The organism is Thalassotalea sp. Y01, assembly GCF_012932945.1.
Lineage (GTDB): Bacteria > Pseudomonadota > Gammaproteobacteria > Enterobacterales > Alteromonadaceae > Thalassotalea_A.
Genome location: NZ_JABBXG010000002.1, coordinates 345,745 through 363,596 on the forward strand (window position 1 = coordinate 345,745; position 17,852 = coordinate 363,596).

The 17,852-nt window shown below is 42.7% G+C and carries 14 protein-coding genes; 2 read left to right on the forward strand and 12 right to left on the reverse strand.

The window, feature by feature from the left end:
- Positions 1-34 precede the first annotated feature (34 nt).
- On the reverse strand, positions 35-1,069 hold the full coding sequence (gene rluC, locus HII16_RS04405; RefSeq protein ID WP_169127815.1) for a 23S rRNA pseudouridine(955/2504/2580) synthase RluC: 1,035 nt from the start codon (positions 1,067-1,069) through the stop codon (positions 35-37).
- Positions 1,070-1,692: 623 nt separating this feature from the next.
- On the opposite strand from rluC, the gene rne reads away from it, so the two are divergent.
- Positions 1,693-4,938 carry a ribonuclease E gene (gene rne, locus HII16_RS04410; RefSeq protein ID WP_169127817.1) on the forward strand — a complete coding sequence of 1,082 codons (3,246 nt, stop codon included), beginning with the start codon at positions 1,693-1,695 and terminating at the stop codon, positions 4,936-4,938.
- Positions 4,939-5,114: 176 nt separating this feature from the next.
- Here rne and HII16_RS04415 read toward each other — a convergent pair whose 3' ends face one another.
- The 11 genes from HII16_RS04415 to gyrA all read right to left on the reverse strand — a co-directional run bounded on the left by HII16_RS04415 (position 5,115) and on the right by gyrA (position 17,051).
- Positions 5,115-5,444, reverse strand: a complete 330-nt coding sequence (locus HII16_RS04415) for a helix-hairpin-helix domain-containing protein (RefSeq protein WP_169127819.1) — start codon at positions 5,442-5,444, stop codon at positions 5,115-5,117.
- A gap of 263 nt (positions 5,445-5,707) precedes the next feature.
- Entirely contained in the window at positions 5,708-6,280 is a 573-nt protein-coding gene (gene yeiP / locus HII16_RS04420) for an elongation factor P-like protein YeiP (RefSeq protein ID WP_169127821.1), read from the reverse strand.
- A gap of 24 nt (positions 6,281-6,304) precedes the next feature.
- Entirely contained in the window at positions 6,305-7,003 is a 699-nt protein-coding gene (pyrF, locus tag HII16_RS04425; RefSeq protein ID WP_169127823.1) for an orotidine-5'-phosphate decarboxylase, read from the reverse strand.
- Between the two features lie 4 nt (positions 7,004-7,007).
- Positions 7,008-8,177: a lipopolysaccharide assembly protein LapB gene (gene lapB, locus HII16_RS04430; protein ID WP_169127825.1), complete on the reverse strand. Its 1,170-nt coding sequence runs from the start codon at positions 8,175-8,177 to the stop codon at positions 7,008-7,010.
- Positions 8,178-8,200: 23 nt separating this feature from the next.
- Entirely contained in the window at positions 8,201-8,437 is a 237-nt protein-coding gene (locus tag HII16_RS04435; RefSeq protein ID WP_169127827.1) for a LapA family protein, read from the reverse strand.
- 85 nt (positions 8,438-8,522) lie between these two features.
- Positions 8,523-8,807 (reverse strand): integration host factor subunit beta, encoded by a 285-nt coding sequence (ihfB, locus tag HII16_RS04440; protein ID WP_135440539.1) that lies wholly within the window; start codon positions 8,805-8,807, stop codon positions 8,523-8,525.
- 357 nt (positions 8,808-9,164) lie between these two features.
- On the reverse strand, positions 9,165-10,829 hold the full coding sequence (gene rpsA, locus HII16_RS04445) for a 30S ribosomal protein S1 (RefSeq protein WP_169127829.1): 1,665 nt from the start codon (positions 10,827-10,829) through the stop codon (positions 9,165-9,167).
- Positions 10,830-11,007: 178 nt separating this feature from the next.
- Entirely contained in the window at positions 11,008-11,685 is a 678-nt protein-coding gene (gene cmk, locus HII16_RS04450) for a (d)CMP kinase (RefSeq protein WP_169127831.1), read from the reverse strand.
- A gap of 21 nt (positions 11,686-11,706) precedes the next feature.
- A complete protein-coding gene (aroA, locus tag HII16_RS04455; RefSeq protein WP_169127833.1) occupies positions 11,707-13,029 on the reverse strand; it encodes a 3-phosphoshikimate 1-carboxyvinyltransferase in 1,323 nt (440 codons plus the stop codon).
- A gap of 122 nt (positions 13,030-13,151) precedes the next feature.
- Positions 13,152-14,237 carry a 3-phosphoserine/phosphohydroxythreonine transaminase gene (serC, locus tag HII16_RS04460; protein WP_169127835.1) on the reverse strand — a complete coding sequence of 362 codons (1,086 nt, stop codon included), beginning with the start codon at positions 14,235-14,237 and terminating at the stop codon, positions 13,152-13,154.
- Positions 14,238-14,345: 108 nt separating this feature from the next.
- The gene (gyrA, locus tag HII16_RS04465) at positions 14,346-17,051 is read right to left on the reverse strand and encodes a DNA topoisomerase (ATP-hydrolyzing) subunit A (protein ID WP_169127837.1); all 2,706 of its coding nucleotides are present in this window, start codon (positions 17,049-17,051) and stop codon (positions 14,346-14,348) included.
- A gap of 546 nt (positions 17,052-17,597) precedes the next feature.
- Here gyrA and HII16_RS04470 point away from each other — a divergent pair.
- A complete protein-coding gene (locus tag HII16_RS04470; protein WP_135440051.1) occupies positions 17,598-17,810 on the forward strand; it encodes a TIGR02922 family protein in 213 nt (70 codons plus the stop codon).
- Positions 17,811-17,852 lie beyond the last annotated feature (42 nt).

Here is a 17,852-nt window from a genome sequence, read left to right on the forward strand (position 1 = left end):
AGTGAACAGTTAACACAACACTAGCCATGCCAACTTAATAGGTTTTGATGGTCTGCTTTTTCAATATTGCCGTTAATTGTGCATCATATGGCGCTTCAAAACGAACCCGCTCTGCACTTCTTGGATGTTCGAATTCAATACTGTGAGCATGCAAGAATAATCGTTTAAGACCTTGCTTGTTCATCGTCGCAGTAAAATCTTCAGCACCGTATTTAGCATCACAAGCAATAGGGAATCCAGAGCATTGGCAATGCACACGAATTTGGTGCGTACGGCCGGTAACTGGAAACGCTCGAACCAAACTAGCACCTTCAAAATGCTTTATTACTCGATAACGGGTTTCTGACTCTTTACCTTGAACATTGTCAACGATAACGACACGTTCGCCTGATTTAAGCTCATTTTTACGTAACCCTTCGGTTACCTTAGTGAGTTTTGTAGGCCAATGTCCTTTGACTAAAGCATGATAAAATTTTTGCACTTTTTTACTGCGCAATTGTTCGTGCAAATGACGTAATGCAGAGCGCTTTTTGGCAACCACTAGGCAACCGGATGTGTCACGGTCAAGACGATGCACAAGCTCGAGCATCTTTGCTTGTGGACGCAGTGCGCGCAGCGCTTCAATGAGTCCAAATGACAAACCACTACCACCATGCACCGCCATACCCGATGGTTTATTAATGACAATTAAACAGTCATCCTCAAACAAAATACTTTGTTCAAGACGAGATACTTTGTCTAATTTAGTCGAAACAATATCGGTTTTCTCAGACACGCGTATCGGTGCCACACGGATAAGATCATCTGTCTGCAGTTTATATTCAGGTTTGGTACGTTTTTTATTAACCCGCACTTCGCCTTTACGTAATAAACGATAAATCATACTTTTTGGTACCCCTTTGAGAGTTCTTAGCAGAAAGTTATCGATTCGTTGACCGGCACTGTCTTCATCTACCGTAATGAAGCGAACCTTAGGTCTATCAGCATTAGGCTCGGCAACGTTTTCAGAGGGGTTTGTTGCCGCTTTTCGTTTATCGTGCAACGGATTTTTTGGCTTGTTGTCTTTCATGGCGCGAAGTCTAACACATTTTTTTGCATTTTTGCGTAACTTTCTAAGGCAAAATCATTGCCTTAAGCTAGTATTTAGTGGGATAATGGCTCAGTTACTGAAAAATTATCTGTAACAATAAAAAGTAAACGATAAAACTTAAAAAATCGACTTACTTATTAAAGAAAAATTGAAACAAACCGCACTCCAGAGAGAATCGTAAGAGGTTTATTGCGGCAACTTCACTATACGAACAATTGAGCGAGTTACATGCGCATAGGCCATTTGCCGAGTATGTCCGCCACAAAAGATATAGTGACAGCATTGCCCATTGCTTGATTGGCGCTTGTAACTTGCCAAATTCGAAGCATAAACAATGAATCCAGCAAATTCGGAGTGTTTTTAACAAAAGCCAGCACAATATGTGTGATGTGTAAAAGTTATTCGCGTAAGTAGAACCGACAAAGATAGGCTCTACTAAACGTAAAAAATTTAATGACAGTCCCGAATTCATTAGGGAGTTGACATCCGTGAGGCTGACAACCCTCTGTTTATCTGCTTTGCTGCCTGAATACCAGGTATGTTAGCTTTTGCACAAATGCGCCTGTTGTGACTTGGTTTATAAAAACAGAGTCATAAATTATATGAAACGTATGTTAATCAATGCTACACAGTCGGAAGAATTCCGCGTAGCGCTTGTTGACGGCCAAAGCTTGTACGATCTGGATATCGAAAGCCCAGGCCATGAACAGAAAAAAGCCAATATCTACAAAGGTACCATCACTCGCGTAGAACCATCTCTTGAAGCAGCTTTTGTGGACTATGGCGCCGAACGCCACGGTTTCTTACCTATGAAAGAAATCGCCCGCAGCTACTTCCCACAAGGCTACAGCTTCCAAGGCCGCCCTAACATCAAAGATGTATTGCAAGAAGGCCAAGAAGTCATCGTGCAAATTGATAAAGAAGAGCGAGGCCAAAAAGGCGCCGCCCTTACCACCTTTATCTCACTTGCTGGTAGTTACTTGGTATTGATGCCAAACAACCCACGTGCTGGTGGTATTTCACGTCGTATCGAAGGTGATGAACGTACCGAACTTAAAAACTCACTGTCTAAGCTAAACCTACCTAAAGGTATGGGTCTTATTGTTCGTACCGCAGGTGTTGGCAAAGCCTACGAAGAGCTAGAGTGGGATTTAAACGTTTTAATGCAACACTGGAAAGCAATTGAAGATGCTGCATCGTCACGCCCTGCACCATTTTTAATTCACCAGGAATCAAATGTAATCTTGCGCGCAATTCGCGACTATTTACGTCGTGATATTGGTGAGATTGTTGTTGACCGTCCAAAAGTATTCGATCAAGTAAAACAGCATATTGACTTAGTTCGTCCTGACTTTATTAACAAAGTTAAGATGTACAAAGGTGATGTACCACTGTTTACTCATTATCAAATCGAATCGCAAATTGAATCTGCGTTCCAACGTGAAGTGCGTTTGCCTTCTGGTGGTTCAATCGTTATCGATCCAACGGAAGCATTAACGTCTATTGATATCAACTCTGCCCGTGCTACCAAAGGTGGTGATATCGAAGAAACAGCATTCAATACCAACTTAGAAGCTGCGGAAGAAATTGCCCGTCAATTACGTCTTCGCGATTTAGGTGGTTTGGTTGTTATCGACTTTATCGATATGACGCCCGTTCGTCATCAACGTGAAGTTGAAAACCGTATGCGCGATGCCGTACGTCCAGACCGTGCTCGAATTCAGTTGAGCCGTATTTCAAAGTTTGGTCTATTAGAAATGTCGCGTCAGCGATTGCGCCCATCGATTGGCGAGACGAGCCAACACGTGTGTCCACGTTGTAGCGGTACCGGTAATGTTCGTGGCGTTGAGTCTTTAGCTCTTTCTGTTCTTCGTTTAATGGAAGAAGAAGCGATTAAAGACAAAACCGCGCAAGTTCATGCACAGGTTCCTGTTCCTGTAGCCACTTACCTTTTAAACGAAAAGCGTAATGCTGTAGGTCATATTGAGCGTAACCATAACGTTAAAGTATTAATTTTAGCGAATAGTGATATGGAAACGCCGCAGTACGAAGTGTTGCGTGTCCGCGACGATGAAACGGTGGCCACCTCAAGCTACGAAATGAAGCTAACAGAGGCGGTTGTTGAAGAAGCGGTTATGCCGAAGTTCCAAAAGGAAGCTGTTAAACGCGACGAGCCAGTATTGCAAGGTATGACAGCACCGAAGCAACCTGCTCCGCAACAAGCTGAACCTGAGAAAACGTCCGCTGGTTTGTTCGAAGCAATCAGCAGCTTCTTTAAATCTTTATTCTCGGCTGACGAGAAAAAAGAAGAGAAGAAACCACAACACAGCAATCAACGTCGCCCACAAGACAACAATCGTCGTCGTAAGCCGCGCAATCAACAACGTCGTGGTAAAGGTCGCGAGCAGCACAAAGGTGGTGATAAGCAAGATCAACAGCGCGATAACAAACGTGATGCGCAACGCGATCAGCAAAATAAACGCCAGAAGCCGCACAAAGACGCTCAAAACAAAGACGCTCAAAACAAAGACGCTCAAAACAAAGACGTTCAAAACAAAGGCAAGCAACAGCAACAACCAAAGAAGCAACCTCAAGAGCAAAAAGCGAAAGAGGAAAAAGTTGCAGAACGCCGTCAACGTCGAAATGTTCGTAAAAAAGTACGCGTAAGTGAGCAAAATAAAGAGCAAGCTGAAACTCAACAAGCTGCAACAGAGACGGTAAAAACCGACACACCAGTGAAAAAAGAGCAGCCTGCTAGAAAAGAGCCTCGTAAAAATAAAAACGAGAAATCGAAACCACAGCAAGCTGAAGACGCTATAGCTGAAGATGTAAATGAAGATAGCGCAGAACATGCCGGTGATGAGGGTGACAATAAAGAACGTCGCCAACGCAGCCGTCGTTCTCCACGTCACTTACGCTCTTCAGGCCAACGTCGTCGTAGAGAAAAACAAGATGCTGCTGAGACTGAAAATGCCATCATCGAACAACGTATTGATGAAGATCCAGTAACTGCACGTTACCCTGGCAGTACAGAAGCTGATGAGGCGCAAACATCGCTTGATCTTGAAACGCCTGAAGGTTTTGTTGCTAAACAACAAGTACCTGAATCTGACGTTGAGCAAGCAGACAGTGGTGATGGTGTGTCAGAGCAGCAACAAAGCCTGCCATTAGATGCCGATGCACCAGTAGCGAAAAAGAGAACGAGAAAACCTCGTTCTGCTAAAAAAGCTGAGCCTGTAGCTGAACAAGCCACAGAAAGTGCTGCAGCTGCTAAAACCGAAGCACCTAAAGCAGAAGCGCCTAAGACTGAAGAGCCGAAAGCAGAAGCGCCTAAGACTGAAGAGCCGAAAGCAGAAGCGCCTAAGACTGAAGCACCGAAAGCAGAAGCGCCTATGACTGAAGCACCGAAAGCAGAAACGCCTAAAGCTGAAGAACCTAAAGCAGAAGCGCCTAAGACTGAAGAACCTAAAGCAGAAACGCCTAAAGCTGAAGAACCGAAAGCAGAAGCGCCTAAAGCTGAAGAACCTAAAGCAGAAACGCCTAAAGCTGAAGAACCGAAAGCAGAAACGCCTAAAGCTGAAGAACCGAAAGCAGAAACGCCTAAAGCTGAAGAACCGAAAGCAGAAACGCCTAAAGCTGACGTTAAAAAGCCAGCAGCAAAAGTCGCTCGCTTAAAGGCTAAAGCACATGCGCCAATGGCAAAACCAGCGGCTGTAGAACCTACATCATCGGTTATTCCGACAGATGCGGTTGATACTGCCGATCGTGAGTCGGTTGTTCGTTCAGAACGTTCAGCTGCAGTAGGTTTTGCAACAGAGCACAGTACATCAGGTCCTTATAAGCCTTAATTTAGGCCTTAATAAGGCCTTAAGCCTCTAACAGAATACAGTTCTGTTAGAGGCTACATTAGACTCCATATAAAAAATGCCAATCAATTGATTGGCATTTTTTATATCTAAGCGTTTATTGTTAAAACGATCGTTAACAAAAACTATTTAGCGATTAAATTAACCCATTTTATCTGTTACAGCTTCATATACTGGGCGTTTTTCTCGATAAACTTTTCGCCAATACCTTTTACATTAGCCAAATCTGTCAATGACTTAAATGGGCCATGTGCTTGACGATAGTCAACAATCGCTTGCGCCTTTTTACTGCCTAAGCCTTTTAACTCAGACAATTGAGCAGCATTGGCTTTATTGATGTCCACACGACTATGGTTTGCTTGCGCCACAGCACCACTTGCTACGTTTTTGTTTTGAGCTTTATCTGCAAACGCAAAGCTAGTTGATGGGATTAATAGTGATAACGCCAAAAAAGATGACACTAAAAAAGATGAAGTAAGTATTTTCATGTGTAGTTCCTTTACGTAATTAGAGCTGAATAGAACGATGACTAAAGACCGCCCTGCCATTGCTGCATCCTGCAACAATCAGTGACACAGGTTGTCACCTATTTAAAACATAGTTAACCATGAGCTGATGTCAAAACAACAAAGGTGCCATAGCGACTAGGTTAATGAATTTACTATCGTTCTCGTTCGCGTAAATAACTGTGCAACAAAAAAGCGGCAACCTAGTGGTTGCCGCTTTTTAATCGTTGTTAAAGGGTGACTGGTTATTTATCAGCACGACTCATAAACTTTTTCTCTTCGGTATTCACTTTTACGCGATCGCCAGTAGAAATATATTCAGGAACTTGAATAACAATACCTGTCGTTAAAGTTGCAGGTTTGGTGCGAGACGTTGCCGAAGCACCTTTGATAGAAGGATCTGTTTCCACAACTTCCAGTTCAACACTTGGTGGCAATTCAATCGATACAGGGTTACCATCGATGATGACCACGTAAATCCCTTCAGTTGCTTCATTGATGAACTGAATTTCATCACTGATAGATACGGTATTAATGTTGTACGGTGTGTAGTCTTCATTATCCATGAACACATATTCATCACCATCCACATAAGAGAACATGGCTTGACGACGCGTTAAATCTGCCAAGGTAAGCATGTCAGAGTCTTTAAACGACTCATCGGCTTTACCACCGGTTACCGCATCGTATAAGCGCATACGATAAATGCTGCCACCTGCACGGCCTTGTGGTACCGAACGTTGAATATCTTTTACGAAAAAAACGCGATCGTTATGTTCAATCGCCTGATTCTTTTTAATGTCACTTGCCTTAGGCATGATTATTTCCTGTTAACGTTTGTTCTAAACAATAATGCTTTTATTTATATCTTCAAGAACCTGGAACGGATCTGCAGCTTTGGTGATCGGACGACCAATGACCAAATAATCAACACCAAGTTCGATTGCTTGCGGCGGGGTCATGATGCGTTTTTGATCATCCACTGAACTGCCTACCGGACGAATACCTGGGGTTACCAGTTTAAATTCTTGACCTAGGTTTTGCTTTAGCATTGCCGCTTCTTGAGCAGAGCATACGACACCATCAAGCCCTGACTCTTTCGTCAATCGCGCAAGGTTCATAACCTGTTGTTCAGGTGTCACCGCTAAGCCTAATTCATGCAAATCTTGCTCTGTCATACTGGTTAATACCGTAACCGCAATCAACAACGGTGCGTCTTTACCATAGCTTTCTAGACCCTGTTTGGCGGTGGTCATCATTTTACTGCCACCAGAAGCATGAACATTGACCATCCAAACGCCAAGATCAGCGGCTGCTTGCACAGCTTTGGCAACAGTGTTTGGGATATCATGAAATTTCAAATCAAGAAAGACGTCAAAACCGCGATTTGTTAAACCTTTAACAAACTCAGGACCAAAGTGGGTAAACATTTCTTTGCCGACTTTCAACTTCGCCTGGTTTGGTTCAATTTTGTCAACAAATGATAGCGCTTGCGCTTTTTCAGCAAAATCCAGAGCCACAACTACTTTGGCATCAGACATCTAATTATTCTCCTTCAAGGCCTCTTACCGGCTTTAATTGTTCCCAGTCATGACAGCTTGGGCATGACCAGTAATGGACTGTTGAATTGAAACCACAATTACGGCAGCTGTACCTAGGCCTAATGTTAATATAGGCGGCGACCATTTCGCTAATCACATCAAGGCTTTTTGCGGTTTTATCATCCTGACTTTCATGACGTTGCATTTTAACAAAGTGTTTGAAGCCACGGATGGTTGGGCGTCTCTTTAACGCCTGCAAAATATATTCTTCTGCCTTTTCTTTCGATTTCGATTGTTCAACATATTCTAAATATTTGATCAACGCAGTTGTACTACCACTTTTCTCGAACACTTTACGAATAAACGGATAGAATTCATCGTTAATATCACTGCGCTGATATGCAGCCTGCATTTTATCAATAACGTCAGGAAAAAACTCCATATCTTGATAAAAAATTTCTTTATAACACTGGCATGCATCATTAAATTGCTCGCTATTTTCAAAAACCTGAGCCATAAGAAAATTAGCACGGCTGGACTTAGGGTGGAGCTCCAATGCTTTTTGCAATAATTCTAGTTCACCTATGTACTCATTTTGCGCAAACGCCTGTGTCGCCAACTCGCAATAAAAGTTCGCTAGCACGTGTTGTAACTTCTTATCTTTGCTTTTAATTATCGCCTTTTCCAGTTCTCGGCCTTTTTGCCAATCTTTGGTACTTTGGTATATCTGCAACAAATAACTTAAAGACTTATTGCCATAGGTAGGCGTTTTCGTCAGTTTTAAAAATAACTTTTCGGCACGGTCAAACAAACCAGCAGCATAAAAATCACGACCTAATTCAAATAAGGCTTGCTGCTTTTGAGGATCTGATAATACCGGTTGTCTCACCAGGTATTCATGAACTTTCAGCGCCCTGTCGAGCTCACCTCGCTTGCGAAACAAGTTTGCCATAGCAAAGTGAGCTTCAACGGTATCGTCTTCTACCGTTAAGGCTTCTAAGAGAAACTCCATGGCCTTGTCTTGTTGGTTAGACAACAGATAATTTAAGCCAGTGGAATATTTGATGGTGAGATTGTCTTTGTCGGTTTGGTCTTTTTGTTTAACGCTGTTGCGGCCCATAAACCAACCGTAACCTACAGCAACCGGGAGCAACAAGAACAATAATTCAAACATAAAAGATAGGGCTTCTTGTTAGTTTATTTGCTGGAGGATTTACGCAAACGTTTAATTTTGCGCGACAGCATGATACTGAACATGGTCATCAGACCTATGACGAAGCCAATAAGGGTAAAGATGCTTACCGCCATGGCGACCGACATTCGTGACTTCGCAACGATATAGTTCAATTCAATCAATTGCTCGTTTTGCGTACCAAAAACAAAAGCGATGGCTAAAAAGATGAACAATACTAGTACAGATAAGTAGAGTTTCAAAGGAGTGCTCTTTTTGATTCGTTGGTTAAGTGTCTCAAGTATATGAATAAATAAAACCGGAGCACAAGTGCTCCGGCCTAATATTCTACAAAGACAGGTTCACCCGCTCGCGCAATTCCTTGCCCGGTTTAAAATGCGGTACGTATTTACCCGTTAATTCAACCGACTCACCGGTTTTAGGATTACGACCGGTTCGCGGTGCACGATAATGCAACGAGAAGCTGCCAAAGCCACGAATTTCAATCCGCTCCCCTGTTTCCAGAGTATTGGCCATCATCTCGATAATTTCTTTTATCGCTGTCTCAACATCTTTCGCTGAAAGATGTTCAAGTCTATCTATTAATCTTTCTATAAGCTCTGACTTAGTCATTTGAACCCCAACTCGTTCTTTTGCCATTCTTGTACCAAAACGCTAAGTCTAAGCTCGTTTGTTGCCTTAAGACTTTTGGTTGCCATTCTTTCTTTTATTAATTTTAATAAATATTATAGTTTGATCAAATAGTTATGTCGTCTTTTTTTAAAAAAATTGTAACCGTATCAACTTATTAGCACGCTTGAACAAAAAACAAACAGCAAATTAACGGCTAACTATTTAGAAAAATCGCATTAATTTGTCAAAACAACTTAGTAGATTCGTTTAATTATAACGAGATGGGTAAATCTCAGGCATAAAAAAAAGCCGCTTTAAGCGGCTTTTTATTACGTAATAACTTTATCTGATGTCAGATTAGTTTTTCGCGTTTTTGAAGGCTTCAGCCATAGCGTTAGTGAATGAACTATCTTCCGCTTGGTTTACGTCTTCTAGAGCTTGACGCTCTTCAGCTTGATCTTTCGCTTTGATAGAAAGGCTGATTGCACGGTTCTTACGGTCAACACCAACAAACTTAGCTTCAACGCTGTCGCCAACGTTAAGTTCAGTTGTTGCATCTTCAACACGCTCACGTGAGATGTCAGCTACACGGATGTAACCTTCAACACCTTCAGCAAGTTCAACTTTAGCACCTTTAGCGTCAACTTCGATGATAGTACCAGTAATTACGGTACCTTTCTTGTTGTCTGCTAGGTAGTTGTTGAACGGATCTTCTTCAGTTTGCTTAACGCCTAGAGAGATACGCTCACGTTCTGGGTCAACTTGAAGTACAACAGCACTGATTTCATCGCCTTTCTTGTATTCGCGAACAGCTTCTTCACCGCCATTCCAAGAAATATCAGATAAGTGAACAAGACCGTCGATACCGCCTTCAAGACCGATGAAGATACCGAAGTCAGTGATAGACTTGATCTTACCAGAAACTTTATCACCTTTGCTGAAGTTCTTAGCAAACTCTTCCCAAGGGTTCGGGATACATTGCTTAAGACCTAGTGAAATACGACGACGTTCTTCGTCGATTTCAAGAACCATAACTTCAACTTCATCACCCAAGTTAACAACTTTAGATGGGTGGATGTTTTTGTTAGTCCAATCCATTTCAGAAACGTGAACTAGACCTTCAACGCCTTCTTGGATTTCAACGAAACAACCGTAGTCAGTTAGGTTAGTTACGCGACCAGTAAGTTTAGAACCTTCTGGGTAACGATTAGCGATAGCTGCCCATGGATCTTCACCTAGTTGCTTCATACCTAGTGATACACGGGTACGCTCACGGTCGAACTTAAGAACTTTAACGTTGATTTCGTCGCCAACATTAACAATTTCACTTGGGTGCTTAACGCGCTTCCAAGCCATGTCAGTGATGTGTAGTAGACCATCGATACCACCAAGGTCAACGAACGCACCGTAATCAGTAAGGTTCTTAACGATACCTTTAACTTCTTGACCTTCTTGTAGAGACTCAAGAAGTGCATCGCGCTCAACAGAGCTTTCAGATTCGATAACTGCACGACGAGAAACAACAACGTTGTTGCGTTTTTGATCTAGTTTAATAACTTTAAATTCTAGATCTTTACCTTCAAGGTGAGCAGTGTCACGTACTGGACGAACATCTACTAATGAACCAGGAAGGAAGGCACGGATGTTAGAAACTTCAACAGTGAAGCCACCTTTAACCTTGCCGTTGATAACACCAACAACAGTCTCTTTCTCTTCGTATGCTTTTTCAAGGAACTGCCAAGCTTCGAAACGCTTCGCTTTCTCACGAGAAAGGATAGTTTCACCGAAACCGTCATCAGTAGCGTCTAGAGCAACATCTACTTGATCGCCAACGTTGATTTCTACTTCACCAGCAGAATTCTTGAATTGGTCAATTGAGATAACAGATTCAGATTTAAGGCCAGCATCAACTAGTACGTTGTCTTTTTCGATACGTACAACAGTACCTTTGATGATTGAACCAGGACGTGTTTCGATTTCTTTTAAGCTTTCTTCAAAAAGCTGTGCAAAATTTTCAGTCATAACTTGTATATAAACTCAGTTATTAATCCAGTCGACGTCATTGTCTCATGGGGTTGTTTAATTGACTTCGTGCTTCCATGCAGTAAGCCCTAAATAAAGATATCAACCATAATTGGTTGATATCGTATAAATCTATTTACATTAATTGCTTTAGCTAAAGATAATTCAAATCAATTACTTAGCTCAGTTTTTCACTGGCGAACAAGAGGATTTTTTCAACTACTTGTTCAATACTCATTTCAGTTGAGTCTACAATTAACGCACCTTCGGCGGGTACTAGAGGCGCAACTGCTCGGTTGCGATCTCGGTCGTCCCGTAGACGTATATCTTCCAAAAGGCGCCCGATACTAACATCTTCCCCCTTTTGTTGCAACTGTAAACAGCGTCTTCTCGCACGTTCTTCAGCGCTGGCATCAAGAAATACTTTTACTTTTGCATCAGGAAAAACCACGGTTCCCATATCTCGACCGTCAGCAATCAAACCTGGAGTTTCACGAAATGCGCGTTGGCGACGCAATAATGCCTCTCGTACTCGTGGATACGCTGCGACTTTTGATGCCACAGCACCAACAGTTTCAGTGCGGATATTGTCGGTTACATCTTCCCCTTCCAACAATATGCGCGTCTCGTTATCTTCCACTGAAAATTCAACATCCAGATGAGCCGCTAACGGGATCACTGATTCTTCATTATCAACATCGATGCCGTGATGTTCGGTAGCCACAGCTAGCACTCGATAAATAGCGCCACTGTCTAAAAAATTCCAGCCTAGTTGCTCAGCAACTATCCTTGCTACTGTCCCCTTACCTGCGCCACTAGGGCCATCAATTGTAATTAGAGGGATTTGCTCACTCATGTGTAATTCCTAATTCACTTATTATGCTGGTTGCTTTTTGATGTTCAAACCTACGCCATTAGCCATTTCAACAAAGTTGGGGAATGATGTGGCAACATTTTCGCACTCGAGTATGGTAATTGTATCACTAGCACGCAAAGAACTGATAGCAAAAGACATGGCAATTCGGTGATCATGGTGTGAATTTATCGTTCCACCGCCTAATTTTCCACCAACAATGTCAATCCCATCTGGTACAACAGTACAATCAACACCTAAGGTCACTAAGCCATCGGCCATGGCTTGAATACGATCACTTTCTTTTACACGTAACTCTTCAGCATTGCGAAGACGAGTTGTACCTTTAGCACAAGCGGCTGCTATAAATATTGCAGGAAACTCATCAATTGCCAGTGGTACGTCCTTCTCATCGATATCAATACCTTGTAATTGTGATGCATGCACTATTAAATCAGCCACGGGCTCAGCGCCAGCAAAACGTTTGTTAACTAATTCGATATTTCCGCCCATTTGCTGAACAATGTTTAACACACCAATACGAGTTGGGTTCATGCCAACATTGCGCAAGGTTATCGCCCCTTGCTTGGCTATTAAGCCGGCAACGATAAAAAATGTTGCTGATGAAATATCGCCAGGCACGGTAATATCACAAGCCGTTAAGCGACCACCGCCTTGTAGGCTCACTTTATTGCCATCGACTTGCACGTCATAACCAAAGGCTTGCAACATACGTTCGGTGTGATCGCGAGTAATGCCCGGTTCAGTAACTGTGGTTGTACCTTCGGCAAACAAACCGGCTAAAAGAACACAGGATTTTACCTGCGCACTAGCCATTGGCAGCTGGTAATCAATACCGCTTAATTTGCTACCACCTTTAACCACCACCGGTGGCGTGCCATCATCGTTGGCACTGATATCTGCACCCATAAGTTTCAATGGGTTAACAACACGCATCATTGGACGCTTATTCAGAGATACATCACCTGCCATTGAGCTGGCAAACGATTGCCCTGCTAGAATCCCTGACATTAAACGAATCGACGTGCCTGAGTTACCGATATCAATTTGTTCACTTGGTTGTTGCAAACCATCAATACCAACACCATCAATAATCACGTTATTGTCTGCATCAGGCCCTTGTATATTTACACCCATGGCTTTAAACGCATTCATGGTTGCCAAACAATCATCACCAGGTAAAAAGCCTTTCACATACGAGCGGCCATCGGCTAAAGAGCCAAACATAATGGAACGGTGAGAAATTGACTTATCTCCTGGAACGTTAACGTCACCATTGACGTTACCTTCAGCAGGATTGGCAATAAAGGTTAGAGAACCTGACATGTTTACTTCCTTCTATATATACAGCATGAATGCGATGCGTGAATGCCTGTTATTGTAATTAGTGGCAGTTTAATCTGTTTATTATGGGTAAGTCGCTACCTTGCCCAAGTAGATACGTTGGGTTAAGCGTTTTCTGCGGCGAATTGCTTCATAAAGTCAACAAGTGCCTGAACCCCTTCGATTGGCATGGCGTTATAAATACTCGCGCGCATACCGCCGACCATACGGTGTCCCTTTAAAGCCAACAAGCCAGCGTCTTTCGCTTCACTTAAAAAACGTTGGTTGAGATCTTCATCGGTTAAATAAAATGGTACATTCATCAAAGAACGATTGCTTTTATTAATGCGCGACTGATAGAACGCAGATGCGTCGATATAGTCATACAGTAATTGCGCTTTATCTTGGTTATGCTGTTCGATGGCTGGCACGCCACCTAATGACTTTAACCATTGAAACACCAGCGATGCCAAATACCAAGCATAGGTAGGCGGCGTATTAAACATAGACTCAAAATTTGCTGTCTTTTCATAATCCATAATCACCGGTGTTGCTTTAGCATGTTGACCAAGCAAGTCTTCACGAACGATAACAATGGTTAGGCCTGACGGGCCGATATTTTTTTGCGCACCAGCGTATATCAACGCAAACTGGCTGACATCAATTTGTCTCGATAATATGGTTGACGACATATCAGCAACCAAAGGCACGCCATTGGTTTGCGGAACCTCAAATATTTCAATACCGTCAACGGTTTCGTTTGGACAGTAATGAACATAGGCTGCGTTAGGGTCTAAGTCCCAATCAGAGCTTGGCTTAACCGCTTTTTCGCCATTAATGTCAGTGATGACATCAACACTGCGAATACGCCCGAACTTCTCACCTTCAACCACAGCAGCTTTTGACCATGAACCGGTTACGATGTAATCCGCACTTTTTCCCGCAGGTAATAAATTTAAAGGTACCGCTGAAAACTGGCCTCGTCCGCCACCATGGCAAAATAATACTTTGTAGTTATCAGGGATATTCATCAAATCACGAAGGTCTTGCTCAGCTTGGGATGCAAGCGCCATAAATTCAGGGCCACGGTGAGATAATTCCATCACCGAACAACCGCTATCATTCCAGTTTAAAAATTCGCTTTGGGCACGTTGCATAACCGGCTTGGGTAACATTGCCGGTCCGGCGCAAAAATTAAACACTTCACTCATTGCTGTTTTACTACCTATAAACTTGCGGCAATACCTTGCAGTCTTTGCCTGTTTAAAAACAAAATGAGCGGGGTTAGCCGCTCATTTTTTCATTGTTGTTACGTTGAATTATTCGTCGCTTGCCTCAGCGTCATCCGCTTCAGCCTGCTCCGCTTCCGGCTCTGGTTGAGCGTCACCATCTGCTGTTGGTGCACCCTCTTCGCCTTCTAGCAATTCATCGTCTTCATCGATTTCTTCGATTCGTTGTAAGCCTACGACGTTTTCATCTTCAGCGGTTCTGATTAATCGAACCCCTTGCGTATTACGGCCGATGATGCCTACTTCATTAACACGAGTACGAACTAAGGTACCGTTGTCGGTGATCAACATGATCTCGTCATTGTCATCAACTTGAACTGCGCCAACAACCGGACCATTACGATCACTCACCTTGATTGATACCACACCTTTGGTCGCACGCGACTTAGCTGGGTATTCTTCAAGTGCGGTACGTTTACCATAGCCGTTTTCAGTAACCGTTAACACCGCACCGTCGGAGCGAGGAATAATCAGTGAAACAACTTTTTGGTCACCTTCAAGTTTGATACCACGAACACCTGTTGCGGTACGACCCATGGCACGTAGTGCATGAATCTGTTCGCCAGTCTCTGCATCAACTTTGATTTCACCGGTCTCGCTATCGCGAGCCATCTCGTTGAAACGAACCACTTTACCTTCATCACTGAACAACATAATGTCGTCATGACCATCGGTAATATCAACACCGATCAAGGTGTCATCATCACGTAAGTTCAAGGCGATAATACCATTAGCACGTGGACGCGAATACGCCGTCAATGGTGTTTTCTTAATCGTACCTGATGCCGTCGCCATGACGATGTATTTATCTTCTTCATATTCGCGTACCGGTAAAATAGCGGTAATACGCTCGTCACCATCCAATGGTAGGATGTTAACGATAGGTCGACCACGAGCAGTACGAGTTGCTAGAGGTAATTGATACACCTTCAACCAGTACAACTTGCCTCGGTCAGAGAAACATAAAATCGTATCATGGGTATTGGCAACCAACAGACGTTCAATGAAATCTTCATCTTTCATCTTGGTTGCAGCTTTACCTTTACCACCACGACGTTGCGCTTCGTATTCACTCAGCGGTTGATACTTACAGTAACCTTCATGAGATAAGGTCACGACAACGTCTTCTTCAGTGATTAAATCTTCTAGTGACAAATCATGAGATGACAATGAGATTTCTGAGCGACGCTCATCACCAAACTCTTCACGAATCGCTTCTAACTCTTCACGAATAACTTCCATTAAACGTTCAGGGCTAGATAAAATGTGTAGCAATTCAGCGATGATGTCTAATAACTCTTTGTACTCATTTAGAATCTTTTCGTGCTCAAGACCAGTAAGCTTTTGTAGACGTAAGTCCAAAATAGCCTGAGCTTGTTGCATGGTTAGGTAATATTTACCATCACGGAAACCAAATTCTGGTTCTAACCAATCCGGACGCGCGGCATCAACACCAGCACGTTCAAGCATGTCAGAAACATTGCCTAAATCCCAACCTTGAGCCGTTAGCTTCTCTTTTGCTTCAGCGGCTGTCGGCGAGCTTTTAATGCATTCGATGATAGGATCGATATTCGATAACGCTACCGCCAAGCCTTCCAAGATGTGCGCACGTTCACGCGCTTTGCGAAGTTCAAAGATAGTACGACGCGTTACAACTTCACGACGATGCAAGATAAACTCGTCAATCATGTCGCGTAAGTTAAACAGTTTTGGTTGGCCATTTGAAAGCGCAACCATGTTCATACCAAAGCTAATTTGCATTTGTGTTAGTTTGAATAGGTTGTTTAATACAACCTCACCCACTTCACCGCGCTTAACTTCAATAACCATGCGCATACCGTCTTTATCAGACTCATCGCGTAGGGCTGAAATACCTTCAATACGTTTTTCTTTTACTAGCTCAGCCATTTTTTCAATAAGGCGAGCTTTGTTTACCTGGTACGGTAATTCGTGAACAACAATGGTCTCTTTGCTTGTTTTCTCGTCTACTTCAATTTCAGTACGAGCACGAATATTTAATTTACCGCGACCGGTTTTATATGCTTCATGAATACCCGCAACGCCAGAAATAATGCCCGAGGTAGGGAAGTCAGGTGCCGGAATGTATTCAATTAATTCTTCGGTAGTAATGTCTGGATTTTCAATCATGGCAATACAGCCATTGACTACTTCCGTTAGGTTATGCGGTGGAATATTGGTTGCCATACCTACCGCGATACCGGATGAACCATTAATTAACAGGTTAGGTACACGAGTTGGTAAAACTGAAGGCATAAACTCTTGGCCGTCGTAGTTCGGCACAAAATCAACAGTTTCTTTTTCAAGGTCGGCAAGTAAGGCATGCGAGATTTTCTGCATGCGGATTTCCGTATAACGCATTGCCGCTGCAGAGTCGCCATCAACAGAACCGAAGTTACCTTGTCCATCAACCAACATGTAGCGAAGCGAGAATGGCTGAGCCATTCGAACAATAGTGTCATAAACAGCGGTGTCACCATGCGGGTGATATTTACCGATTACGTCACCAACAACACGGGCAGATTTTTTATAGCCCTTGTTCCAGTCATTACCTAAATCGTGCATTGCATATAGCACACGACGATGCACTGGTTTTAAACCATCACGTACATCAGGTAAAGCACGACCTACGATTACACTCATGGCGTAATCCAGGTATGAATTCTTTAATTCATCTTCAATATTGACAGGAACGATTTCTTTAGCCAGATCGGTCATAAAACGATGCTTTCCCTAAACTTGAACACCTAGGTTTATCGGGTGCTCCAACATTATTATTATCGAGGCAGAATTTTAGCATAAAAGCCCTACCTTCTGCACTTCTTTAGTCGCAATAAACGTTTTTTATTACGGTGCAACAAAGCACCTTTTAGCTTATATTTACGCGACTAATAAAAATAGCCCTGCCGCAACGTGATAAACGACCAAGAGTGATTGCAACTCTAGAAGTAAAATGCGACAAGATAATTAACGCTAACTGAACAAAAAACACACGTCATAAGTCAGTAAACCGTCGTCTTTCAAACTATTGATTAAACCCTAATCCTAGCCGCTTGTCACCTCTTTTATAAGCCTTTTTACAGAAAATAATCTTTGTTATCAGTTATAGGTTTACATATTGATATGACTTCGATATAAATAAGCGTAGTTACAAATAGTTAACACACATGGACTGTGTGATTTCATAGGTCAAAAAACCAGCGACGGAACGGTAAAATGCGCAGGTAAGACCTGTTGTAGAAATTAGGAAATAATAATAATCACATGGCTAAAGTTATCCAGCGAAAAGTAACCATTCTTTATTACGACATCACCTCTTTACAACTAAAACACGCCATTGAGACATTTCCTCAAAAAGATGGCGGTCGAGTCGTTATTGATGAGGAATTTAAGAAAGGTAAATCCATTATTGCAGTATGTGATGGTGAAGTAACCGTTCTTAACAAGATAGGTGACCGAATAGACGACGAACGCTGATCGTTAGCGCCTGTTCCAAACAAAAAACGCCAACAAATATGT